The 23,285-nt window shown below is 65.2% G+C and carries 19 protein-coding genes and 3 pseudogenes; 14 read left to right on the top strand and 8 right to left on the bottom strand.

Going from position 1 to position 23,285, the window contains the following annotated elements:
- The first annotated feature begins 38 nt into the window (after positions 1–38).
- The 6 genes from A3OK_RS0103585 to A3OK_RS0103560 all read left to right on the top strand — a co-directional run bounded on the left by A3OK_RS0103585 (position 39) and on the right by A3OK_RS0103560 (position 8,502).
- The gene (locus A3OK_RS0103585; RefSeq protein WP_019903563.1) at positions 39–1,172 is read left to right on the top strand and encodes an efflux RND transporter periplasmic adaptor subunit; all 1,134 of its coding nucleotides are present in this window, start codon (positions 39–41) and stop codon (positions 1,170–1,172) included.
- Entirely contained in the window at positions 1,169–4,273 is a 3,105-nt protein-coding gene (locus A3OK_RS0103580; RefSeq protein ID WP_019903562.1) for an efflux RND transporter permease subunit, read from the top strand. The genes A3OK_RS0103585 and A3OK_RS0103580 overlap by 4 nt, the downstream gene beginning before the upstream one ends.
- 752 nt (positions 4,274–5,025) lie before the next feature.
- Entirely contained in the window at positions 5,026–5,424 is a 399-nt protein-coding gene (locus tag A3OK_RS0103575) for a sensor histidine kinase (RefSeq protein WP_155911934.1), read from the top strand.
- Positions 5,402–7,366: an ATP-binding protein gene (locus A3OK_RS0103570; RefSeq protein ID WP_019903561.1), complete on the top strand. Its 1,965-nt coding sequence runs from the start codon at positions 5,402–5,404 to the stop codon at positions 7,364–7,366. Before A3OK_RS0103575 ends, A3OK_RS0103570 begins: the two co-directional genes overlap by 23 nt.
- A complete protein-coding gene (locus A3OK_RS0103565) occupies positions 7,363–8,028 on the top strand; it encodes a response regulator transcription factor (RefSeq protein WP_019903560.1) in 666 nt (221 codons plus the stop codon). Before A3OK_RS0103570 ends, A3OK_RS0103565 begins: the two co-directional genes overlap by 4 nt.
- A gap of 45 nt (positions 8,029–8,073) precedes the next feature.
- Positions 8,074–8,502 carry a response regulator gene (locus A3OK_RS0103560; protein WP_019903559.1) on the top strand — a complete coding sequence of 143 codons (429 nt, stop codon included), beginning with the start codon at positions 8,074–8,076 and terminating at the stop codon, positions 8,500–8,502.
- Between the two features lie 536 nt (positions 8,503–9,038).
- On the opposite strand, the gene A3OK_RS0103555 is transcribed toward A3OK_RS0103560, so the two are convergent.
- A complete protein-coding gene (locus tag A3OK_RS0103555) occupies positions 9,039–9,767 on the bottom strand; it encodes an SDR family NAD(P)-dependent oxidoreductase (protein WP_081631149.1) in 729 nt (242 codons plus the stop codon).
- Complete coding sequence (locus A3OK_RS0103550) at positions 9,764–10,399, bottom strand: DUF938 domain-containing protein (protein WP_019903556.1); 636 nt, start codon at positions 10,397–10,399, stop codon at positions 9,764–9,766. The genes A3OK_RS0103555 and A3OK_RS0103550 overlap by 4 nt, the downstream gene beginning before the upstream one ends.
- A 153-nt stretch (positions 10,400–10,552) precedes the next feature.
- Between A3OK_RS0103550 and A3OK_RS22295 the strand changes: the two are divergent.
- Positions 10,553–11,175: pseudogene (locus tag A3OK_RS22295) on the top strand (tyrosine-type recombinase/integrase).
- A gap of 139 nt (positions 11,176–11,314) precedes the next feature.
- On the opposite strand, the gene A3OK_RS0103540 reads toward A3OK_RS22295, so the two are convergent.
- The 3 genes and pseudogenes from A3OK_RS0103540 to A3OK_RS0103530 form a co-directional block, all read right to left on the bottom strand.
- The gene (locus A3OK_RS0103540; RefSeq protein ID WP_155911933.1) at positions 11,315–13,312 is read right to left on the bottom strand and encodes a PAS domain S-box protein; all 1,998 of its coding nucleotides are present in this window, start codon (positions 13,310–13,312) and stop codon (positions 11,315–11,317) included.
- The gene (locus A3OK_RS0103535) at positions 13,305–14,111 is read right to left on the bottom strand and encodes an alpha/beta hydrolase (RefSeq protein ID WP_026596893.1); all 807 of its coding nucleotides are present in this window, start codon (positions 14,109–14,111) and stop codon (positions 13,305–13,307) included. Before A3OK_RS0103535 ends, A3OK_RS0103540 begins: the two co-directional genes overlap by 8 nt.
- Before the next feature lie 166 nt (positions 14,112–14,277).
- Positions 14,278–15,457: pseudogene (locus tag A3OK_RS0103530) on the bottom strand (IS3 family transposase).
- 74 nt (positions 15,458–15,531) lie between these two features.
- Here A3OK_RS0103530 and A3OK_RS23445 point away from each other — a divergent pair.
- Positions 15,532–15,960, top strand: a pseudogene (locus tag A3OK_RS23445) (DUF2252 family protein); the annotation flags it as partial.
- A 141-nt stretch (positions 15,961–16,101) separates the two neighbouring features.
- Here A3OK_RS23445 and A3OK_RS0103520 read toward each other — a convergent pair.
- A complete protein-coding gene (locus A3OK_RS0103520; protein WP_019903552.1) occupies positions 16,102–17,205 on the bottom strand; it encodes an IS5 family transposase in 1,104 nt (367 codons plus the stop codon).
- Between the two features lie 29 nt (positions 17,206–17,234).
- Here A3OK_RS0103520 and A3OK_RS24495 point away from each other — a divergent pair, with 29 nt between their 5' ends.
- The 4 genes from A3OK_RS24495 (at position 17,235) to A3OK_RS0103500 (ending at position 20,784) form a co-directional block, all read left to right on the top strand.
- Positions 17,235–17,609 (top strand): hypothetical protein, encoded by a 375-nt coding sequence (locus A3OK_RS24495; RefSeq protein WP_036302133.1) that lies wholly within the window; start codon positions 17,235–17,237, stop codon positions 17,607–17,609.
- Between the two features lie 32 nt (positions 17,610–17,641).
- A complete protein-coding gene (locus A3OK_RS0103510; RefSeq protein WP_036302130.1) occupies positions 17,642–19,747 on the top strand; it encodes a M48 family metallopeptidase in 2,106 nt (701 codons plus the stop codon).
- On the top strand, positions 19,744–20,253 hold the full coding sequence (locus A3OK_RS0103505; RefSeq protein WP_019903549.1) for a hypothetical protein: 510 nt from the start codon (positions 19,744–19,746) through the stop codon (positions 20,251–20,253). Before A3OK_RS0103510 ends, A3OK_RS0103505 begins: the two co-directional genes overlap by 4 nt.
- Positions 20,254–20,430: 177 nt before the next feature.
- Positions 20,431–20,784 (top strand): hypothetical protein, encoded by a 354-nt coding sequence (locus tag A3OK_RS0103500; protein ID WP_019903548.1) that lies wholly within the window; start codon positions 20,431–20,433, stop codon positions 20,782–20,784.
- A 77-nt stretch (positions 20,785–20,861) separates the two neighbouring features.
- Here A3OK_RS0103500 and A3OK_RS0103495 read toward each other — a convergent pair whose 3' ends face one another.
- Entirely contained in the window at positions 20,862–21,563 is a 702-nt protein-coding gene (locus A3OK_RS0103495; RefSeq protein ID WP_019903547.1) for a hypothetical protein, read from the bottom strand.
- Between the two features lie 89 nt (positions 21,564–21,652).
- Positions 21,653–21,934, bottom strand: a complete 282-nt coding sequence (locus A3OK_RS0103490) for a hypothetical protein (protein ID WP_245259301.1) — start codon at positions 21,932–21,934, stop codon at positions 21,653–21,655.
- A gap of 172 nt (positions 21,935–22,106) precedes the next feature.
- On the opposite strand from A3OK_RS0103490, the gene A3OK_RS0103485 reads away from it, so the two are divergent.
- Both A3OK_RS0103485 and A3OK_RS23440 read left to right on the top strand, forming a co-directional pair.
- Complete coding sequence (locus A3OK_RS0103485) at positions 22,107–22,610, top strand: hypothetical protein (RefSeq protein WP_019903545.1); 504 nt, start codon at positions 22,107–22,109, stop codon at positions 22,608–22,610.
- Complete coding sequence (locus A3OK_RS23440) at positions 22,610–23,254, top strand: hypothetical protein (RefSeq protein ID WP_019903544.1); 645 nt, start codon at positions 22,610–22,612, stop codon at positions 23,252–23,254. The genes A3OK_RS0103485 and A3OK_RS23440 overlap by 1 nt, the downstream gene beginning before the upstream one ends.
- The last annotated feature ends 31 nt before the right edge of the window (positions 23,255–23,285 follow it).

The following is a 23,285-nucleotide window of genomic DNA, read 5'->3' as shown; positions in this document are numbered from 1 at the left end:
CTTCGGGCCGCTCCGGACGGCTATGGATCCTCGTCGCGTTGCTTGTCGGCGTTGGCGCTGTCCTTGCGGGCTATGTGGCCCTGTCACCGAGGGCGATTCCCGCCCGGACCGAGGCAGAGCCCTCCGTTCCCGTCGTCACGGCCGCCGTGACGCAGGAGGACGTGGCCATCGCCCTCACCGGACTCGGGACGGTCCAGGCGCTGAACAAGGCCGTGATCCGCAGCCAGGTGACGGGACTGCTGGAAGCCGTCGACTTTACGGAGGGAAAGGCGGTCAAGCGCGGCGACGTCCTGGCGCGGATCGACCCCCGGATCTATCAGGCCAAGCTCGATCAAGCCAAGGCGCAGCGCGCGCACGACCAAGCCCTGTTGGCGAACCAGCAGACGAACCTCCAGCGGGACGAACCCTTGCTCAGGAGGGGTTATGCCACGGACCGGCAGGTGACAGGCGAGCAGGCGGGGGTAGCCCAGACGGAGAGCACGCAGCAGGCCGATCAGGCCGCCATCGACGCCGCCGCGACGGAACTCGACTTCGCCACGTTGCGGGCCCCCTTCGACGGGGTCACCGGCCTGCGCCTCATCGACATCGGCAATGTGGTCCATCCGACCGATCCCGGTGGGATCGTCGTCCTGACGCAGGTGCAGCCGATCAGCGTGGTCTTCACGCTTCCTACCCACGACATCGGCGCCGTCCAAGCCGCCCTCGACCGCGGTCGCGTCTCCGTCACCGTCTACGACCAAGCCGGAACGAGACAACTCGACACCGGCACCTTGCTGCTCGTCGACAACGAGGCGGCGGCGAATTCCGGGACGGTCAGGCTGAAGGCCACGTTCCCGAACTCCGGCCGGCAACTCTGGCCCGGCGCCTTCGTCAACGCGCAGGTGACGCTCTCCATCGTCAAGGCAGCGCTCACGGTACCCACCAACGCCATTCAGCGGAACGACACCGGTCAATTCGTCTTCGTGGTCGGCCCCGACCAGACGGTTTCACCGCGCCTGGTCGAGGTCTCCCAGCGCGTGCGCGGCGTCGCCCTCGTCTCGGAAGGGCTGAAGGCGGGCGAAACGGTGGTGGCACAAGGCCAGTATCGCCTGACCCCCGGGGTCACCGTCGTAGCCGAGAGCCCGGCGAAGGTCGCCGATACGACGACCGCCAGCGCCGGGATGCTGCCATGAACATCTCCGCCGGCTTCATCACGCGCCCCATCGCGACCGCGCTGCTGATGGTCGCCATCGTCGTGCTCGGGGCGATCAGCTACACGCTGCTCCCCGTGGCGGCGCTTCCGGACATCGACGCGCCGACCTTCCAGGTCACGGCCCAGTTACCGGGCGCGGACCCTCAGACCGTCGCCTCGTCGGTGGCGACCCAGCTCGAACGGCAGTTCGGGCAGATCCCCGGCCTGCGTCAGATGACGTCTAGCAGCGGCACGGGTTTCACGCAGATCACCCTGTCGTTCGACCGCAGCCGTACCGTGGACTCGGCCTCGACCGACGTTCAGTCGGCCATCAATGCGACGCAGGGTCAGCTCCCGGCAGCGCTCCTCAATCCGCCGACCTACCGCAAGACCAATCCGGCCGACACGCCGATCCTGCTCATCGCCCTCACCTCCGACACCCTGCCGATCATGACGGTGAGCGATTACGCGTATTCTATCCTCGTGCAGAAGCTGTCCCAGGTTCCAGGCGTCGGCACCGTCGGCATCGGTGGATTGCAGCAGCCCGCCATCCGGGTGCAGGTCAATCCGGCCCAGCTCGCCGCCGAATCGTTGGATTTCGAGACCGTCCGCAAGGCCCTGGCCGCCATCACCGTGCTACAGCCGAAAGGGCAGCTCTACGGTGGCCAGCAGGCGGTCTCCCTGCAGTCGAATGACCAGCTCATGACCGCCGCCGGGTTCGACGACGTCGTCGTCGCCGATCGCGATGGCGCGCCGATCCGCGTTCGCGACATCGGTCAGGCGATCAAGGCGCCACACGATACGACGCTTGCGGGCTTCCTGGGGGAAAGGCGCGCCGTCATCCTCGCCGTGCAGCGCGAGCCGGGCGCCAACGTCATGTCGACCGTCGCGGCGATACGCAAGGCGCTGCCGCAGCTGCGCGCCTCCCTGCCGCCGGGTATCCATTTAGAGGTCGCCTCCGACCGGACGCAGACGATCGCGGCCAGCGTCGCCGACGTGCGCACCACGTTGCTGCTGACAATCGCCCTGGTGGTCGGCGTCATCGCGCTCTTCCTGCGCAAGCTCTGGGCGACCGTGATCCCCGCCGTCTCCGTGCCGATCTCGCTCATCGGCACTTTCGCGGTGATGTACGTGCTGGGCTACAGCCTCGACAATCTCTCGCTCATGGCACTCTCCATCGCCATCGGGTTTGTCGTCGACGATGCCATCGTCATGGTCGAGAACATCGTCAGGCACATCGAGGACGGAAAGACCCCGTTACAGGCAGCACTGGCCGGAGCCGGCGAGATCGGCTTCACCATCGTGTCCATCTCGATCTCCCTCGTCGCCGTCTTCATCCCGCTGTTCCTGATGAGCGGCGTCGTCGGGTTGCTGTTCCGTGAGTTCGCCGCGACAGTGGCGATCTCGATCCTCGTCTCCGTCGTGGTCTCGTTGACCTTGACGCCGATGATGTGTGCGAAGCTGTTGCCCGCCGCCGGCGAGGGCAACCCCGGCCGGGTTTCCCGCGTCCTGGAACGCGCCCTCGATTGGCTCGTCGCCCGCTACGATGGCGGCCTTACACGCGCGTTGAAGCATCGCCGGATCACCCTCGGCGTCATGATCGCGACGGTGGCGGCCACGGTGGGGTTGTTCGTCGCGATCCCCAAGGGGTTTTTCCCCCAGCAGGATACCGGCCTGATCATCGGCATCAGCGAGGCGGCCGAGGACGTCTCGCCCGACGGCATGAAGCAGCGGCAGCAGGCGATCCTCGGCATCGCGGGCCGGGACCCGGCCGTCTCCGACGTGGTCGGTTACATCGGGCCGGGCGGGCCGACGGTCACCGAGAACAACGGACGCGTGTTCATCACGCTCAAGCCAAAGGGCGAACGCGACGTCACCGCCGATCAGGTCATCGCGAGGCTCGGCATCGCTTTGCGCCAGGTCCAGGGCATGCGGCTTTACATGCAGGCCGCTCAGGACATCACCATCGGCGCCCGTCTGTCCAAGACGCAGTACCAGTACACGCTAACCGAAGTCGACAGCGATGCGCTTAACCGCGAGGCACCCAAGGTCCTCGCGGCCCTGCAGGCGCTGCCCGAACTCTCGGATGTGGCCAGCGACCAGCAATCCATCGGTCGAACCCTGACCGCACAGATCGACCGTTCCGCCGCCGCCCGCCTCGGCATCGATCCGGCCACCGTCGATGCCACGCTCTACGACGCCTTCGGACAACGTCACGTCGCGAGGATCTACACCGCGCTGAACCAATACTACGTCATCCTGGAGGTCGATCCGCGCTACCAGCTCGGACCTGACGCACTCCAGCGGATCTACGCCCGTTCCCGGGACGGAACATCGGTACCGCTCAGCCAGATCGCCGAGCTCGTCTCCGGCGTCGCGCCGGTGGCGGTCAATCATCAAGGCCAGTTTCCCTCCGTGACCCTGAGCTTCAACCTGGTGCCGGGAGCGACCGTCGGCGCGGCGGTCGCGGCGGTCGATAAGACGGTGGCGAACCTGCATCTGCCGCCTTCGCTCGCCACGAGCTTCCAGGGCAGTGCCCAGGCCTTCCAAAGCTCGCTGAGCAGCACGCCGGTGCTGATCCTGGCGGCCCTGCTCGCGGTCTACCTCATCCTCGGCATGCTCTACGAGAGCCTGATCCACCCGCTGACCATCCTCTCGACCCTGCCCTCGGCGGGATTCGGCGCCCTGGCGACCCTGATGCTCGTCGGACGCCCCCTCGATGTGATCGGGATCATCGGGATCATCCTCCTGATCGGCATCGTGAAGAAGAACGGCATCATGCTAATCGACGTCGCCCTCGTCGGACAGCGCCAACGAGGTCTGTCGGCCGAACAGGCGATTCATGAGGCGTGCCTCCTGCGCTTTCGTCCGATCCTGATGACCACGATGTGCGCGCTTCTAGGCGGGCTGCCGCTCATGCTCGGCACGGGGGTCGGGTCGGAATTCAGGCAACCGCTCGGTTATGCCATCGTCGGAGGCCTGCTCGTGTCTCAAGTCCTTACGCTATTCACCACGCCAGTGGTATATATCTACATGGAAAAACTCAATCGATTTTCATCAGCTATAAGCAGCAACAAATCAGGACAAATCATTCCGTCTTAATGAAGACGCGTTGTTTCACCGTATCATCCTTCGCGACCGTGTTTTTAAAGCATGTGAGCTTTGGCGATGCGCGCGAGTCAGAGAACTTATAATCGCCCGGGCAGATCAGCCAGGCTGAGGCGGCATGTGCGTTATTATCGAAACAACCCCCGGTTCCCGTAGATTATTCCTGAGCTGCGGCCAACCACGTAACCTCTTCTCCTCTCGATCTTGCACTTCTGGCCGCAAACGATGCGTTCTTCAAACCTTTGTATAGTTCCATAGGCCTTTATCTAGAGGCATGGTTCTGGCGAACGTCGGTCCGGCGACTGGTCTCCAGGGTACGGTTGAGGGGAGGCAGCGAATGCCTCAGGCAGCATTCATGCAGAACAAAAGCGACCCGACAGAGGCCACCATTCGAGCCGAAGCCGCCTATATGGCGACGTCTCGGCTGCTAACAGTTGCGGGGCATGACTTGAAACAGCCGCTTCAGATCGCCCTTATGGCCATTGGGGGTGTTATTCAGCGAAGCGTCGACTCAGCGATTTCTGAACGCCTCAACGTTGCGACCCGTGCCTTTCAACGACTGGGATCCGAGTTGGACGACCTCGCGCGCTCCTCCCAACTCGGTCGCGAGCCGAAGATGGTCCTCCAACCAGTACCCCTTCCGAAATTTTCGTTGATCTCGATACGCATTGGCGGGGCTACGCACAGGCATCTGGGATCAAGGTCAGGCTGAGGCCTCATCGTTGATAGTCGAGACCGATCCGATCATGCTGGCCGCGATCCTTCGCCACCTCGTTGGCAACGCGATCAAGTATTCAGCGCGCAGCGGCGACGTCCTGATCGGCTGCCGTCCTCGTGGGGACAAGGTGATGATTGACGTCTATGATCAAGGATACGGCATTCCTGCCTCGCGTTTCGCGACGATTTTCGATGCCTTCGACCGTGGCGGCCGGGAACACACGGAGCAAGGGCTCGGACTTGGACTGGCCATCGTTCGACAAACCGCCATGCTGCTCGATCACCCCATCGCCATAAGATCGATAGAGGGGGTGGGCTCGACGTTTTCTGTTACCGTCCCCATTGCTGCCCCAGCATATGAACCACGGAATGCCTGGGTTTACGCTTACGAGACCGGGAAGCTCGATGAATGCGTTTGCGCTCACTGATCGGGCAATACATCGTCTGATCGCTTTTGGCGGGCGATCCACGACGAAGGTTCCGCGCCGGTCGCATGAGAGGGCGTTCGGTATTCTGGCCATCGGGCTCGCGCTCGGGATCTTTGTCATTGATGCGTTCACGCCCCTCGAAGGAGCGGTCGCGGTCCTTTACGTCGTTGTTGTCTTGATTTCCGCCCGAGGGTTCGAGCGCGGCGGCGTGATCATCACCGCAGCCGCCTGCCTAACTATGACGACGACGGCTTATCTTCTTGCTCATGGTTTTTTCCAGAGCGATTCGGCCCTTCTACGGGCCTTGGTAAGCTTCGCCGCTATCGCGATCAGCACGGGGCTTGTTCTTCGCAATCAGTCGGCATCCGAGATCCTCGCTGAACAGGCTGCGCTGCTCGAACTTACTCACGATCCCATCTTCGTGCGCGAGCTCAATGATGTCGCGAAGTTCTGGAATCGAGCCGCCGAGGATTTGTACGGCTGGAGCCGGGACGAGGTGGAAGGGAAGAACGTGCATGCCCTTCTGCGTACGGTGTTTCCAGGCGACGGTGCCATGATCCGCGCGGAACTCATGCGGACCGGCCGTTGGGAAGGCGAGTTGATCCAGACAGTCCGCTCAGGCTCCACCGTCACGGTGGATAGTCGCTGGTCTCTCCAACGCGACGCGCACGGCAAACCTGTTTCGGTCCTGGAGACGAATACAGACATCAGCGAGCGCAAGCACGCCCATGCCGCCCTGGTCGCGAGCGAGCGGCGTTACCGTACGATCTTCGACACCACACGCGTTTCAATCCTTCAGCAAGACTGGACTCCAGTGATGGCGGCCCTCGACGCCTTGGCACCTGAGGACCTTCCTGCGCTTGAGAATTACATGGGCGCCCACCCGGAATTCATACGGCAGCTGCGAAATAGCGTGACCATCGTCGATGCCAACGCGGTCATGCTGCGCCTCATCGGCACCGCAACGGACGCGCCCTCGCCGCGCACCCTCGATGAGTTCCTGCCCGAGGATGAGCCAACTTTCACCCAGTCCGTCTTGGCGCTTGTACGCGGAGACACCTTCTTCGAGGGCGAGACGACAATTCTGACGCAAGCCGGCGGTCGAATTCCAATCCTCTTCGGCATCACGTTCCCGAAACGGGCGGACGGTTTTGGGTGTGTTCTGGTGTTCGCCGTCGACATCACGGAACGCAAGCAAGCTCAGGAATCACTCCTTGCCGTACAGGCTGAGCTTGCCCATTCGGCGCGCGTGGCAACCTTAGGCGAGCTGACCGCCTCCATTGCGCATGAGGTCAATCAACCCCTGGCCTCCATCGTCACAAATGGCGAGGCAGCTCTACGTTGGCTGCGCCGCGATGTACCGGACTTGGAAGAAGCTTCAGCTGCGGTAACCCGGTTGGTAGCCAGTGGAACCCGAGCCGGTGAGATCGTATCTCGCATCCGCGCCTTTCTGACAAAAGCACCGGCCCGTCGAGAATGGATCGACGTGAAGGAGATGATCGCCGAAGCCGCACTTCTGGTAGAACGGGAGATGTTGCGCGGAGGGGTGCGCTTCAGGGTTGAGGTCGCGCCCGATCTTCCACATGTTCACGGAGACCGCGTGCAACTTCAGCAAGTTGTGATTAATCTGATGGTTAATGCGATCCAGGCAATGGCGACGATTGTGGAACGCACACGGTGGCTCACAGTGATAGCAGTTGTCAGCGACGCAGTAGATGTTTGCGTGACCGTGACCGACACCGGAAATGGGATAACGGGTGACGCCATGGGGCAGGTCTTTTGCCCTTTCTTCACCACCAAGGCGGATGGCATGGGAATGGGGTTGGCGATCTGCCGTTCAACCGTAGAAGCTCACGGCGGCCGCCTTTGGGCGTCGGAACACGTTTCTCTAGGCGCGAGCTTCTCCTTCACGATACCTATTGCTGCTGGGAGAACGCAATGATCCGCTCCTCCGCAACCGTCCCGCCTGCGACAAGCAGGCCGACCATCTTCGTCGTTGACGACGACCCTGCAATCCGTGAGGCGATTTCTAGTCTGCTACGCTCGGTCGATCTCGGGTGCGCCGTGTTTGCCTCTGTGGCGGAGCTCCTTCTAGCTACCCGTCCTTACGGGCCGGGGTGTTTGGTCGTCGATGTCCGCCTACCGGGGCTAAGTGGACTCGAGTTTCAGGCCCAGATGGCTGCACATAGCGTCGATATGCCGATCATTCTGATGACCGGTCACGGCGATATCCCGATGTCCGTGAAGGCGATGAAGGCCGGAGCGGTCGACTTCCTGGCCAAGCCATTCCGTGATCAGGATCTCCTTGATGCGATTGGGACTGCTTTGACCCGGGATGAACAGAAGCGCCAAAAGCATGCCGCGCTTGATGGTCTGACCGCGGCCTATCGGACCCTCACTGATCGTGAGCGCGAGGTTCTCGCCCAGGTGACGACCGGATTGATGAACAAGCAGGTCGCCGGCAACCTTGGGCTCAGTGAAATTACCGTGAAGATCCATCGAGGTCATGCCATGCGCAAAATGAACGCAAGATCTCTCGCAGAGCTCGTGCGAATGGCGGAAGCGCTAGGCATCTCGCGGGAGGCAGATATCACACAAAGATAAACTTCAGTATAATTCCAAGACGATGCCTCGAGGTTCATATCTATAATGAGGCAAGCGAGCTGCATTTGCAGTGATCGCAACAACGCCTGCAAGGTCAATCAGATGCCATCGATTCCGGTAATCGCCATTATCGATGATGACGAGGATGTTCGCAAAGCGACCGAGAGCTTAATCCGGTCTCTCGGCTACGTTGCCCGCACTTATGCGTCAGCCAGCGACTATCTCAAGCCGTCGCAACAAAAATCCGCCGACTGCCTAATTACCGACGTTCAGATGCCGGACATGACAGGGATCGAGCTTTACCAAAGGATAATTGCCACAGGGTCTAAGATTCCTGTGATTTTCGTGACCGCGTTTCCGACTGAGGCGTTACGAAATAGAGCCCTTGCAGCCGGCGCCTGTGGTTTCCTGAGCAAACCTTGCGATGGAGCAACGATTATACGTTCATTGGAGGAGGCATTGAGGGGGCACTGATTCCTCTTACGGAAAGCAGAGACCACGCAGCAATGCATTGTGGCGCAAAATATTGGGTTAACGGATCACCCATTGGCGATGATGCTTAAGCTACATAGTTCTTACGCTTCAGTTTTTCTCTGATCTACACGGCTGCCATGCAATAGGCCATCATTTCGCTCGGTCCAAAGTACCTGTCAGTCAGTGGCGCCCACGTAAATCGCTTCGTGCTACGTCAGGATGTCCCGGGTGTCCTTAGTGACAGATGTAGGAAACGCCGCGTTAACTTGATCAACGCACTTCTTTGCCGCTACGCATTTATTCGAATCACCGACGAACAGACACTACGGGCGTACTCTTGCGAGAACGGCGGCTGGCCGGACGACCGCTTTCGGGCCAAGTTCAAACGACCTTAAACGGCGAGGTTGGGTCGGTTGCTGAACGTCCGCTTCCGGGCAGGTGGCCAACTTCCTATTTTGGCGCATGACGTAAGCGATTCCGGCTCCGAACGCTCGAATGGCGTTGCCTCAGGGCATCCGTTTGAGGCGAGTCCGCGCTCAGGCGGGGATCGGCGAGCCGTCCCACGCGAAAACGCCGCCGGTGTCGTCCGCGCTTAGACCTTTCAGCACGCGCAAGAGATGCGCTGCACTCTCCTCGGGCGAGAAAACGCCATCGGCAGTCGGGTCTGGTCGGAAGGGCTGCGACAGGCCGGAGGCGACCGTCCCCGGATGCAGGCCCACGACGATCGCCTCCGGTCGGCTGCGGGCAACCTCGATCGCGAGCGTTCGCAGGATCTGGTTCAGCGCTGACTTCGAGGCACGGTAGGTATACCAGCCGCCGAGTCGGTTGTCGCCGATCGATCCGACCCGCGCCGACAGGGTCGCGAACACGCATCGCTCCCGTCGCGCCAGCAGGGGCACGAAATACTTGGCAACGAGCGCAGGGCCGATCGTGTTGACCGCGAAGACGGTTGCCATCGTAGAGGGGTCGAGCGCTCCGACCGTCTTCTCGGGCGAGACGCCCGCTCGATGAAGAAGGCCGGTGGCGACGATAACCAGACCCACCGGTCCGGCTTCGCCGACCTGGGCCGCCGCCGCGGCAACCGTTGCTTCATCGCTGAGGTCGATTGGGAGGGTTCGGACGCTCTGCGGGACTGACGCCCCCGATCGTGACAGCGCGAAGATCGGCGCGTAGGCTTCGCCCTCGGCGAGCGCGCGGACTAGGGCCCCGCCTATGCCGCCGGACGCACCGACGACAACCGCGCTTGTCAGGCACGAGGTGGTCAAAGCGTGACCTCTCGGTCGACGGCGGAGCCTCGGCGCCCTCGGCGAAAGATCAGGCTGAGGTTGTTGGCGGGCATCGTGATGCGCTCTGCCAGATGCAGATCGTACGCTTTTGCGGCAGCCACGACCGCCTCGGTGTCGCGGATGCCCCAAGAGGCATTCCTCGCGCGCAGGCTGTCGTCGAACGCGGCGTTGCTCGACGTGGTGTGCGCGCCTTTCTCTCGGAAAGGACCGTACAGGTAGAGCACACCTCCCTCTGCGAGCGTCGCTTCCGCGCCAACCATCAGCCCTATGGTCGCGTCCCAGGGTGCGATGTGGATCATGTTGATGGCGACGATCGCGTCGGCCTGTGCCACCGGCCACGGCTGACGGATCGCATCGATCGCCAACGGCGACCGGATGTTCGCCAGCCCGGCGGCGCTGGCATGAGCGACGATGCTGCGAAGGGCTGCTTCATCGGGATCGCTGGGCTGCCAGACGAGCATGGGCAGCGCACGAGCGAAATGGACGGCGTGCTCGCCCGATCCGCTCGCGATCTCGAGCACGAGGCCGATGGGCGAGAGAACGCGCTTAAGGACTTCGGCGATCGGGGCGGCGTTGCGGGCCGCGGCCGGCGAGAACAAGGCTTCAGGCATGGGATACTTCTAAGGGCGGCCGATGCCGAGTGCATGCTCTTTCGTGTCGGCACGCCTGCTCCGAGGCGACGACGCGGCTTCCGTCCATAGGGAACAATCGCGGCAGGGCGGATCGCGGTGAGATGCTGATGCCTCCAGCAACGGAGTTCTATCATGACTTCGACCATTGACCCCACTCGCCGACCGTGGAACCTCGGCCGCCTCATCGGCCCCAAACCGCCGTTCAAACCCAAGCACATCTGGGCGATCCTCACCCCTCTGCAGCACGAGGATCGCACGCGCGACATAGCCCTGTTCAACACCGCCATCGACAGCAAACTGCGTGGCTGCGACCTCGTCCGCCTGCGCGTGGCCGATGTCCATCTCGGCGACGGCGTCCGCCTGCGCACCACCATCGTCCAGCAGAAGACTGGCGGGCCCGTACCCTTCGAGCTGACCGAGACCACCCGTGAGACCCTCGCGGCCTGGCTAAAGCTGCGGGGGGGGGGCGGTCCGGCGAATGGCTGTTGCCGAGCCGTAGCCGACCGGGCAAGCATCTGACGACACGCCAGTACGGTCGGCTCGTCGAAGAATGGGTAGTGCTGATCGGCCTCGACCCCGCGGGTTACGGCACGCACAGCCTGCGACGAACGAAGGTCGCGCTCATCTACCGGCGGACGGGCAACCTAAGGGCCTGTCAGTTGCTCCTCGGTCATACCAATCTTGAGAGCACGGTATGCCACCTCGGCCTCGAGGCGGACGACGCGCTGATGATGTCAGACCAGACCGACATCTGACACTCACCGCGGTGGTTTCGGGGCCGCCGCACCTACCCTCCTTCGTCCGAGAAGGGTGGGAAGCGGATCCTGGCCCTTTGCCTGAAACCGGACAGTTCGCCTCCGCCCTAGTCCCGCGATCCAACCAACTGGCCGATCGCTACTCCCGCCGCTGTGGCACCACCTTGCCGAGGATACGCCCGAGCTGATCGGCCGAGTAAGGCTTGTGCAGCAACTCGAAGCCGTGCAGCCCATCCTGGGCCAGCACGTGACTGTAGCCAGAGGTCAGCAGGACCGGCAGGTCCGGCATCAGACGCTGAAGCGTCTTGGCGAGCTCGATGCCGCCCATGCCGGGCATCACCACATCGGAGAACACAACGTCAAAGCCGGCGCCGTCCGACCCCAGCTTCTCCAGCGCCTCCTCGGCGTTGGCGGCCCAGCTCGTCCGATAGCCGATGTCCTCCAGGATCTGGGTTGCGAACCTGCCGACCTCGACGTTGTCCTCGACGACCAGCACCGACTGACCGCCACCGGTTGGGAAAGTCTCCGCGCCGAGGGCGGGTACCGGGCGATCGGGGGCGACCGCCACGATCATCGGCAGGTAGAGCTTGAACGTGGTGCCCCGTCCGGGCTCGCTCTCGACCTCGATGTCCCCGCCGGACTGCTTGGCGAAGCCGAAGACCTGGCTGAGGCCGAGCCCGGTGCCCTTGCCGACCTCCTTGGTCGTGAAGAAGGGCTCGAAGATCCGGCCGATCTGGTCCGGTGCGATGCCGGCGCCGGTATCTGTCAAGGCGATGGACGCGAATTGGCCGGATGCGGCGGCATGCCCGCGGATGGTTGGCAAGTTGCCCGTGTCTTCGAGCCGGAGGGTCAGCGTGCCCTCCCCCTCCATGGCGTCGCGTGCGTTCACTGCCATGTTGACCAGCGCCGTCTCGAACTGGCTCACGTCGGCCTTCACGAAGCACGGCATATCCGGGATCTCGGTGATGACGCGGATACGGGTGCCGGTCACGGTGTCGAGCATGTCGGCAATGCTGCGGAGGCGGTCCCCGACGTCGAACACCTCGGGCCTCAGCGCCTGCCGCCGGGCGAAGGCGAGGAGCTGGCTGGTGAGCTTGGCGGCCCGGTCGACCGTGTCGGAGACGGCGTCCATGTAGCGGGCACGACGCTCCTCCGGCAGGTCCGGGCGCCGCAAGAAGTCGACCGAGGAGCGGATGATGGTGAGCAGGTTGTTGAAGTCGTGGGCCACGCCCCCGGTCAACTGCCCCACGGCCTCCAACTTCTGCGATTGGCGCAGCGCCTCCTCCGCCCGGCTCAGGGCTGCGGCCTGCTCATGCTCGACGGTCGTGTTGCGGCCGGTGGCGTAGACTTGTCCATCCTCGAATACTCCCGTCCAGGAAAACCGGCGATAGGTGCCGTCCGCGTGCTTGAGGCGGTACTCGTACGGCGCGACCATCGGGGCCTTCAGGATGCGGTCGAGGGCGGCCTGCGTCGCATCCAGGTCGTCCGGATGCGTGAACCCGACGAAGCTTTGCCCGACGAGGTCGGAGACCTCCCAGCCGAGCAACGCCTTCCAGGCCGCGTTGACGGCGAGGAATGTCCCCTGCCTATCGGCGATGGCCAGCAGATCCGGCGACAGCCGCCAGGCTTGCTCCAGGGCGCGTGCACGGTCCGCGACCCGGGCTTCGAGGGTGGCGTTCAGGTCCCGCAGCGCGGCCGTGGCCCGCTCCGCGGACCGTCGCGCCTCCAGCATCTCGCGCTCGTAGCGCCGGCGGTCGGACGCGTTGAACACGGTGATCCGGATGAACCGGATCTCGCCCGCCTCGTCCCGGCGCACCACGGCGTTGATGAGGACCGGCAGGGTCGTGCCGTCCGCGCGCACAAGGTCGAGGGCCACCTCGTTGAAGAAGCCCTGCATCCGCAGGAGCGGCGCGAAGTGGGTCTCGTAGTAGACCTTGCCGGCGATGTTCAGCAGGTCGAGGAAACGGCGCCCCACGATCAGCCCGGACGGGTGACCGAGCCAGGTCGAGAGCGTGCGGTTGACCTTGGAGATGCGTCCGTTCGGCAGGGCCGAGGCGTAGCCGCAGGGTGCGTTCTCGAACAGGTCCTCCAGGTCGTCCACGTCCGGCGCCCGAGGGGTGGCGAGTGTGTCATCCACCGACCGGCCCTCGAAGGAAGCGGTCGATAGCCGCGATGGTCTCCTTTGGCGCGCTCAGGTTCGGACAGTGGCCCGTCGCGTCGAGCAGGGCGAACGCGCTGTTCGGCAGGTGGCGGTGGACGTATTCGCCGACCTCCTGGGGCGCGATCACGTCCTCCGAGCTTTGCAGGACGAGGCAACGCGCCGTCACGCCCGCCAGGTCGGCGCGGTTGTCGGCGAGGAAGGTGGTGCGTGCGAACCGCCTCGCGATGTCCGGGTCCATGCGGCAGAAGCTGTTTGTGAGCTCCTCGCCGAGTTCGGGCCGGTCGGCGTTTGCCATGATCGCCGGCGCCATCGCCTGCGACCAACCCAGGTGGTTCGTGTCGAGGAAGTCGAGCAGTTCCTCAATCTGGGGCGGACTGAAACCGCCGACGTAGCCGTCGTCGTCGAGGTAGCGCGGCGACGGGCAGACCAGCACGAGGCTATCGAATAGCTCCGGGGCCTTTTTCGAGGCGAGGACACCGATCATCGCACTGACGGAATGGCCGACGAAGACCCCGCTGCTGACGTCCAGGGCATGGCAAAGCTCGATTACGTCGTCGGCGTAGCCGTCGAGCGAGGCGTATTTTTCCGCGTCGTAGGCCGACAGATCCGAACCACCCGCGCCGATATGGTCGAACAGCACCGTGCGGTAGCAGTCCTCGAACGCGGGCGCCACGAAACGCCACATGTTCTGATCGCAACCGAAGCCGTGCGCGAAGACCATGGCGGTTCCGTCGGTACCGGCCTGCCTGACATTGTGCCGCTGAATGACCGACAAGCTCGACTCCCCTCCAAGTTGACGATCAAGCATGCATCAGCAGGCGGCGCTGCTTATCCGTACTACGTCTTGGTGTTGACAGAAGCCATAAAGCGGACCTTCCGACGGCCCGCAATGGGTCGGACTGGGATTGGAAATGCCCCGTTTTTGTGGACGGTCAGGGGGCTTAGGTGAACAGGGGCTCGGGTAACGGGTCCGGCTGGGTTTCCTGCTCGTAGACGACGGGCGAGCGGTATCCGAGCGCCGAGTGCCGGCGCAGCGGATTGTAGAAGCCCTCGATGTAGCTGAAGCAGGCCATCCGTGCCTCGGCCTGTGAGCGGAAGCGGCGGCGGGCGAGCAGTTCGCATTCGAGGGTCGAGAAGAAGCTCTCGGCCATGGCGTTGTCGTAGGCATCGCCGCCCGAACCCGTCGAGGGTCGCACGCCCGCCTCCTGACAGCGGCTACCGAAGGCCAGCGACGTGTATTGTGCCCCCTGGTCCGAATGATGGATCACGTCGCGGGGCCTGCGCTGGGTCACGGCCATCTCCAGGGCGTCCAGGACGAGCTCCGACCGGAGGTGGTTGGCCATGGCCCATCCGACGATCCGGCGGCTGAAGGCGTCGAGCACGACGGCGAGGTAGAGGAAGCCGGCAGCAGTCGGCACGTAGGTGATATCCGCCACCCAGAGCTGGTTCGGGGCGGCGGCGGCGAAGTTGCGGTCGACGAGGTCGGGAGCCGGACGCGCCTCCCGGTCCCGCCGCGTCGTCAAAGGGCCACCGCGCCGATGGCTGGCCCCGACGAGGCCGGCCTCGCGCATCAGCCGGGCAATGCGTTTGCGGGAATGCCGCTCGCCCTGCTCGCGCAGGTCGGCGTGGACGCGCGGCGCGCCGTAGGTCTCGTGCGAGCCGAGATGGACGGTGCGGATCCGCTTCAGCAGGGCAGCGTCCGCCACGCGTCGCGCCGAGGGCTGCCGGCCGGCCCAGGCATAGTACCCGGCCTTCGACACGCCGAGGGTGCGCGCCATCACCGTGATCGGGAAGTCGGCCTGGTTGGCGCTCATGAACCGGAAGACCCCGACGGCAGAACTCCGGTCTCTCGCGCAAACCAGGCTGTCGCGCGAGAGAGGATATTGCTTCGCTGACCTTCGGTTCGCGCTCCAGCTTCAGCTGCCGGTTCTCGCGCCGCAGCCGGACGAGTTCATCGCGCTCGACCGCTGTCAGGCCAGGGTCGGCAGGCGGTGGCTTTGCATCACGCCGTCCTTCGCTGCGGTCGGCCTCGGCCACTCAGTTGCGGATGGCCTGTGCGGAGGGCTCGAACTCGCGAGCCAGATCGTTCGGATCACGGCCTGCGCGGACCAACTCGACCATCTGTCGGCGGAACTCGGCAGGGTATGGGGCGGCTCTGGGGCATTGGACAAACACCTCACGCGAAAGCGTTCTCGGTGTCCTCCAAACCGGGGCAATCCCAATCCCAGTTCTATGAGTGGTTGGACGGCCTGGCACAGGGCACTCTGCCTGAGGGGCCGCCCGTCTGGATCTGTGGCGATTGCCACGCGGGCAACCTTGGCCCCCTCGCCGATGCGGACGGTCGAGTCGATATCCAGATCCGCGACCTTGACCAGTCCGTCATCGGTAATCCGACCCACGATCTCGTGCGTCTCGGCCTTTCGCTTACCAGCGCAGCGCGTGGCTCGGACTTACCTGGCGTCGTCAAGGCTCAAATGATGGAAGAAATGGTTCCGGGTTATGCTTGGGGTTTGGGCGGACGAAGCCTGAACGAACCACCGCCAGAGCCCGACGTCGTTCGTACAGTCCGTCGTCGTGCCCTAGGCCGGCAATGGAAACACTTAGCGCGTGAGCGCCTAGCAGGCCGCTGAAGAAGTCTGGTTTGGCCCTCTGCATGGATGATGTTGGCTGTTGTGGCGGGGACCGGCGCTTTCGAGGCGGTCCGGTTCGTCACCTTCGGCGGCACCTCCGTTTCCGGAGGTGAGTCCCGGCCCCGGGCCTACCCCTCATCCCGCCGACTGGGCCAGGAGCTTGGGCAGGCGCACGAGGTTGTAGGCAGCCGCCGCGAAGGTGAAGGCCGCCTCGACCTTGGGCTTTGACCGGACCTTTACCTTGGCCAACCCCGCCTGGGCCTTGATCCAGCCGAAGACCTCCTCCACGCGCTTGCGGCAGCGCAGGCTGATCGCGTAGCCGGGATGGCGCGTGGTGCGACCATCGATGGCCGTTTTGCGCGGCTTGCCGGATTTGGACACCGCCCCGTTGATGGCGATGTGGGGCGTGACGCGGCGTGCCCGCAGGTCGCCGACGAAGGCCCGGATATCGTAGGCCTTGTCCGCCCCCAGAGTGATCCGGTGCCGGCGCGGATGACGGTCGAGCATCGTCAGCGTCGCCTCGCGCTCGGCGGTCCCCGTGGCATGGGTCAGCGTCGCGTCCACCACGAGCCCGTTGCGGTTCTCCATCAGGGCATGGCCCATGAAGCACAGCCGGCTCTCCTGGCCCGCGCTCTTGCGATAGAGACGGGCATCCGGATCGGTGGTCGAGGCGTGGGTCTCGTTCGAGCGCGTCTCCTTGCGGAAGTCGCGTTCGCCGTTGCGGCCGGGGCCCGGCGGTTCGCCCGAGCCGTCCTTGGGCCGGAAGCTCTTCATGCTCGCCCAGGCCTCGATCAGCGTGCCGTCAACGGAAAAGTGGTCGCTCGACAGAAGCCGCTTGACGGGCTTCAGGGCCATCAGGCCCGAGAGAAAGGCGCGGGCGACATCCGCCTTCAGCAACCGGTCGCGGTTGTGCGTGAACACCGTCGGATGCCAGGCCACGGCATCCATTTCCAGGCCGACGAACCAGCGGAACAGCAGGTTGTAATCGATCTGCTCCATCAGCATCCGCTCGGACCGCACCGAGAAGAACGCCTGCAGCAGCGTCGCCCGCAGCAACATCTCTGGCGGGATCGAGGGCCGCCCCGCCCCCGAATACAGCGCCTCGAACCGTCCGTTCAATCCGGCCAGGACCTCGTCCGCCAGCGCCCGGATCGGCCGCAAGGGATGATCGGCCGGCACGCGCGCCTCCAGACGAACATAGCTGAACAGGCTCTCCGACCGTTCCTTACGCCCGCGCATCGCTCGACCCCCAACCCGCCACGGACAGAGTGAATCATCTCAGAGACAAGCCGACCAGCGACTTCTGCAGCAGCCTGCTAAAGAAGCCGAATGGCGAGCTTGAGTCGAAGATACGGGAAGTCGCGCTTCAGTCCGACGATGTGATCAAGCTCAGGAACTCGGGCGGCTATTTCCTGGTCAACCGCAAGACCGGCGCCATGGATCTGATCAAGGGTGAGAGCCCCAAGGTCGACAGGATCTCATGCCGCAAGCACGACAGCCTCATCCCGATTCCAGTGGACAAGCGTCCGGCGAACAAAATACTGAGCGACCCGTTTTTGCTCCCGACGCATTCGAGGAGGCGAGTATCCCCGACGCAGCTAACCCGCGCACGCCCTCGCGCCTGCGATCCATCACGCGCCTGATCGCCGCCACCGTCCTGCTGCCGCTCGCCATCATGCTGCTTGGTCTCTGGGAGCAGCAGCGCGCAGTTGGTAACTGGGCCGGTTTCGACGAGGAGCGGTTGCATCTGACGCAGATCGTCGAGGCTCTGGAAGCGAAGGCGCCACGGGACGGACGCGTCGACTACAGCATGCAGTTCCGCCGTAATGGCAAGCTGTACGGCGGGCCCTTCGCCCTCGTGCAGGCCCGTGCGGCACTCAGTGAGGTCACGACTTTCACCACGGTGATGGAGTGGCGCAAGCTTCTGCCGCCCTTCGTCATCGTGGCCGGCGGGCTTGCCGCGGCCCTGTCCGTCCTCGTCCTGATTGGGGGCGCCGCCCTGGGACGGATGGGGCGGAACTCGCGCGACGTGCTGGTCGGCGGCTTCTCCCTGGTGCGCCGCCTGCTGCCCCCGGTGCTCGCCCTGCAGGTCCTTTTCACGACGGTGGGCTCCGTCGCCGCCGTGATCTTCGAGGCCGGCACGCTCGCGCGACCCGGGCTCGGCAGCGGTGAGATCAAGATGCTGCTGATGGCCGCCGTCGCTGTCGGGGCGGTCCTCCTCGCGGCGGGCGCGACCGTGCTGGGCCTGCGCCGCGCGCTCTCCGCCTTCGAACCAGACCCGCTTCCGATCCTCGGCCGAACGGTCTCGCCCGCCGAGGCTCCGGGCCTTTGGCGGCTGATCGAGGGGCTGGCCGAGCGCCTCGGCGCGCTCGAGCCCGAGGCCGTCGTGGTCGGCCTCACCGGAGGCTTCTTCGTCAGCGCCGGCCCGGCCTTGGTCGAGCCGAGCGGCGCGCGGCTGACGGGCCGGATACTCTACCTGCCGCTGCCCTACCTTGCACTTCTGCGCGGTGACGAGGTGGCGGCGATCATCGGCCACGAACTCGCCCACTACGCCGGCGGCGACACCGCCTACAGCCAACGCTTCCTGCCGATCTATGCCGGGGTCGGGCGCTCCCTCGACGCGGTAGCGGAGGGGCATTCCGGATCGTTCGGACTGCTGAGCCCTTCCCTGCACCTCGGCGTCTTCGTGATGGATCGGTTCCACCTCGCCGTGCGCCACTGGAGTCGGGCGCGCGAGTTCGCCGCCGACGCAGCGGGCGCCGGGCCGACCTCGTTCGACGCCGCCGCCCGGGCGCTCCTGCGCACCGGCGCGGTGGGACCACGCATCGCCGAGACCCTCGGTGCAGCCGCCGAAGCGCCCGGCTTGGCCCCCACCGATCTCGTGGCGGCCAGCCTCGATCATGCCATCGCCCGCGGCCTCGACGACCCGGCGGCGCATCTCGAAGCGGAGCAGGCCCACCCCACCGATACCCATCCGCCGACCCGTGAGCGCGTGGTGGCTCTTGGCCGGACCCTCGACGCGGACCTCCTGGCCGCCGCCGCCGCCGTGCCGCCCCCGCACGCGCTCGGCCAGCTCGCCGCCTACTTCGCGGATCCTGCCGGGCTCAGCCGTGCGGCAACGGCGGATTTCCTCGGGGCGGTGCGGGAGCAGGAGGCCGCTTTCCGTGCGCATCTGGAGGCCACGGTGGCGGAGATCGGCACCGAGGAACGGGCGCTGCGCGAAAACACCCGCCCGGGAGCCATTGCGCTGCTGGTGGCCGGCGGCTTCCTCGCCGGGGTCGCCCTCCTGTGGATCGCCGCCGGCCTGCCGGGCCTCTCTGCCGATCAGGCGCGGCTCGTGGTGGCAGTGGCGCTGGCGTGCGGGACCATCCTGGCGGGCTTCGGCGCTTTCCGGCTTTGGCGGGGCGAGCGGACCACCATGTTCCTGGGACCCGAGGCCATGGCCATCCCCGGTCTCGACCGGCCGATCCCTTGGGACAGCGTGGCCGACCTCGACATGACCCTGGGCCGGACCGGCGTCGTTACCCGCCTGCTCCTGCCGCCGGAGGCGCCATTCCCGCAGCGGGTGCCGGGTGGGCGGAAGGTCAAGCTCGACGCCAGGCGCGGCATCGTCACCATCACCGCCGGCCTGCCCCGCAAGATGACGGTGCAGGACTTCGCCGACCTCGTCGGACGCTACCGCCACGCGGCGGAGGCGCGCCGGATCCTTGCCGGGACCGACGTCTCGTCGGCCCGTCCTGCCAACACCGATATCCCGGTTTCCGTGAGGCCCGCACCATGACCGCATCCGCGAACCGCACCGAGCCCCTGCGCCTGCCGCCGCCCAGCCAGGGCTGGGGCAACATCTTCTGGACCCTGTTCGGCCTCGTTGCCCTCGCGGCCCTCCTCGTCGCCTGCGCCGTCTTCACGGCCCCGCCGATACTGTCGGATTGGCAGGTCCGCGACACGGCACGCCCCGTCGCCGAGGCGCGGGTGACCGACGGTAAGTGCAGCGCCAAGATCGTCCTGCACATCTGCGACGTGACGCTCAACCTGCGCACCCCCACGGGCACCGTGGTGCGCCGGGTGAACACCGTGTTCACCGGCTTTCACGTCGGCGATTACAACATCCGGGTGATGGCCGATCCGGCGCGCCCCGACCTCGTCACCACCGACCTCGCCCTTGATCGGCTGTGGAACCGCACCATCACCCTCCTGGTCGTCGCCGGTGCGCTCGCGAGCATCATCGTGGCAGGGATCGCCGCGATGATCCGGAACCGGCGAGCCGCCTCGGGGACCATCGGCTGAGACCAGGGCGCTATCTTCGTCCTCGCCCGGTGAGGACGCGTCGTGACGGAACGAGCCACGACCTCCCCGGACGACGGCATTCCGGCAAGTTGCGAGGGGCCGAGGTAGGACCCTGCGTCCTGAAGTGCCACTTGGGCTGAGCTACCCGATCCGAACCTCGCGAAACAAGGTTGGCACATGGTCGTCTTCTGGCAGGGCCGCGGTTACTGGGTCGTCTTCCTCGCCGCGGCGGCGATGTTCCTCCCCCTGATCCTCCTGAGACAAATCGAAGGGCCGGAGGTGGATCGTGCGGTCTGCCTCACCATGAGCCTTGCCGCGCTCGCCGTCCTCGTCCTCGGACTTCGCTGGAACCACGGCACGACTTTCGGCCCGGCAGGGCGCGATCACGCCTTCATGGGGCTCCCGATGCAGGTCTGGGCATTGCCGATGATCGTCTTCGCGGTCCTGCTCGGTACCGGCACGATCACCACGGCGGAGACGCCGCGGTCGCGACCGGCGGTCCAGGACCTTGGCGGACGCTCGATCCCATAGGGTGGCGTCGGCTAAACCGGGGTGTGTCCTGCGTCGACAGGTCCGGGCGTCCATCCCGAGGCGCACCGAAACGGGGTTCACCCCCTCGTGATGTAGAACCAGTTCGGCGCAAGGCGGCGATCATCCTCCGCCCCGGAGGCAGCCGGAAAGGCATCGTCGGGCCGATACACGAAGGACGTCCCCCATGGCGTCCCCCCCGGCATCGGTTCGTCCAACGAGATCTCTCCGTCGGCACCTCGGCTGAAGCCCGACAGCGAGAGGTGTTCGAGGGAGGTCGTGAGTGTCAGATACCGCACGGGGGAAACACCGAGGTCCCGCAGGAAGTCGGCCTCGTACAGGGTCGATTGATACGCATCGGGCGCGACCTGCTCGCGATACCGGGTGACGAGCTGGGCGTTGATGAAGCGGTAGCTGTCAGATCGGCCCGTTCGTCCGGACCCCGACGGCCAGGGCTCGTCATGACCCAGTTGAAGCGACGTGAGAGACGGAACCGCCGTGATCTCGGCCACGAGTCCCTCCAGTCGGGATCGGTTCAGCAGGAAGTATCCGGCCGTCGTTCCGAAGGCCATCCAGATCAGGGGGGCGCAAACCGCCGACAGGCCGAGGGAGACGACGAGCCGCCTTCTCGCCGTGAGGGAAAGGAGCGGGATCGCGGCGGCGACGGACAGGACCGCCGTCATCCGCGCGTAGGCGATGATGGCCCAGACGAACACGGCAAAGGCCACGCAACCCGCGACCAAAAATCCTATTTGTGCTTTCTCACGACGCAGGAGGTCCATGGGATTTTTCTCAATCCGATCAGGGCTTCTACCTGACCATCGAATGCAACGCGCCGCCGCCACCCCGCTCGGGGACCCGGGTCGTCGCTTCAACCATCCGCGTCGTGCGTCCGGTCGAGGGTTTTGAGCACATCCGGTTGTCGCCTGTAGCGGCGCCGCAGGCGCCGCCCATCCGCTTCGACGGTGTCGCAGCGTAGGCTTCTCACGGCTTCGCCAATCTCCCGGCCGCGCGCCGCGTCGTAGGCGTCTTCCCCACCCCAGTGGTTGCAATCCATCCGCCGCGTCACGTAGGCTCTCGCGTCCGTCGGCAGGTCGGGTCCGGCCCGGACGGGCTGCGGTTCGAGAAGCGGAACGGTTAGGAGGATGGCCAAGGCCGTCCTGAGGATCATCCCACCCTGCCTTTCATCGAATACATGGGCTGGAATAGCAGAGGGTCGGCGTGAGACGGAATTGTTTCGCCCCTTGAGGGGAACCTGTCGCCGTCATCGAACCGTCGCACTGGGCCCGCACTCCAACATCGCAACCATACCTAGGAACCGCTGAATGATCTCACGCCGTCACGCCCTTGCCGCTACCCTCTTGGTGGTTCTGTCCGCCCCGTTGGCCAGGGCCGAGCCGACGGTCGGCCTCGCGGAGCGCCGGGCCATCGCAGCCTACCGCCAGGACCGCTACCCCGCCCAGGAGAAGGCGATGCAAGAGGCGGCCGGCTTTCCCATTCCGGTGGAGGTCGCGTGGGATCAGCTCACGATTCCGGGCGACGCCAAGTATTATTCCGACGAGGGCTACTTCGAGAAAACCATCTTCGAGCCACTCGCAGCCGGGCTGAAGGAGGTCGGCAAGGACCCGATGGGACGCGAGGCTTTGGCCAAGAAACTTAAGGCGATCCGCGTTCGTTTCGACGAGAAGACCGCCCCCGCCTCGAATTACCCCAACGGCCTGAAGTTCGACGGCGGTACCCTCGACGTGAACTGGCGTCCCTTCTCCAATGTCGCGGAGTTCAAGGACCGGGTCGAGGCCGTGGTGAAGGTCCTGGAGAAGAACCTCTGATGGCGCGGGGTGAGGACCGGGTCGCGACGTCGCGAACGGTTTGGCCCGCCTTGGGCCTTGCCATCCTGCTGGCCACTTGCGAAGCGGCGGCAGCCGAGCCGGCCGCGCGATCCGGCAACTACGAGAGCTTGACCCTGGCGGTCTCCGGCAGCGCGGTGGCGGGCGTCTTCGCCGAGCAGCGCGGGACGGCCGATCCCGGCGGCCCGCAGTTCAGTTGCATCTTCCTGCTGCGCGGGACCCTCGCGGGCGACGGGGCAACGGTCGAGACGTGGTATCCAGGCGAACCAGAACGCATCGCAGGGCACCTCGATTTCACCCTAGGCGGGGCCGCACTGACCCTCTCGGAGAACCACGGCGGCTGCCTGATGACCACGGGCACCATGGTGGGAATCCCCTACGCGCTCTCCCGGAACGCTGGCGAGGCCTCGATGGAATGGGTCGGCGTCGGCTTAGTGACGGCCAAGCGCACGGCCTTCCGGCACGAACCCGGGCCGGCCCCGGCGCGCGCGCCCTACCTCGTCCAATACGATCCGGTCGCTGTGCTGGAACGGCGGGACGGCTGGTTGCGGGTACGCTATCGGGGCGAGAAGGCTCCCGTCATCGGCTGGCTGCCGGCGGTGGACCTCGCCGTGGTCATGCCCTGAACGGAACGGGCCGGAAGTGCGCTTCGGTCCG

The organism is Methylobacterium sp. 77 (assembly GCF_000372825.1).
GTDB lineage: Bacteria > Pseudomonadota > Alphaproteobacteria > Rhizobiales > Beijerinckiaceae > Methylobacterium.
Note: the sequence above shows the minus strand (reverse complement) of the source record. Positions and strands in the feature narration are given on the sequence as shown.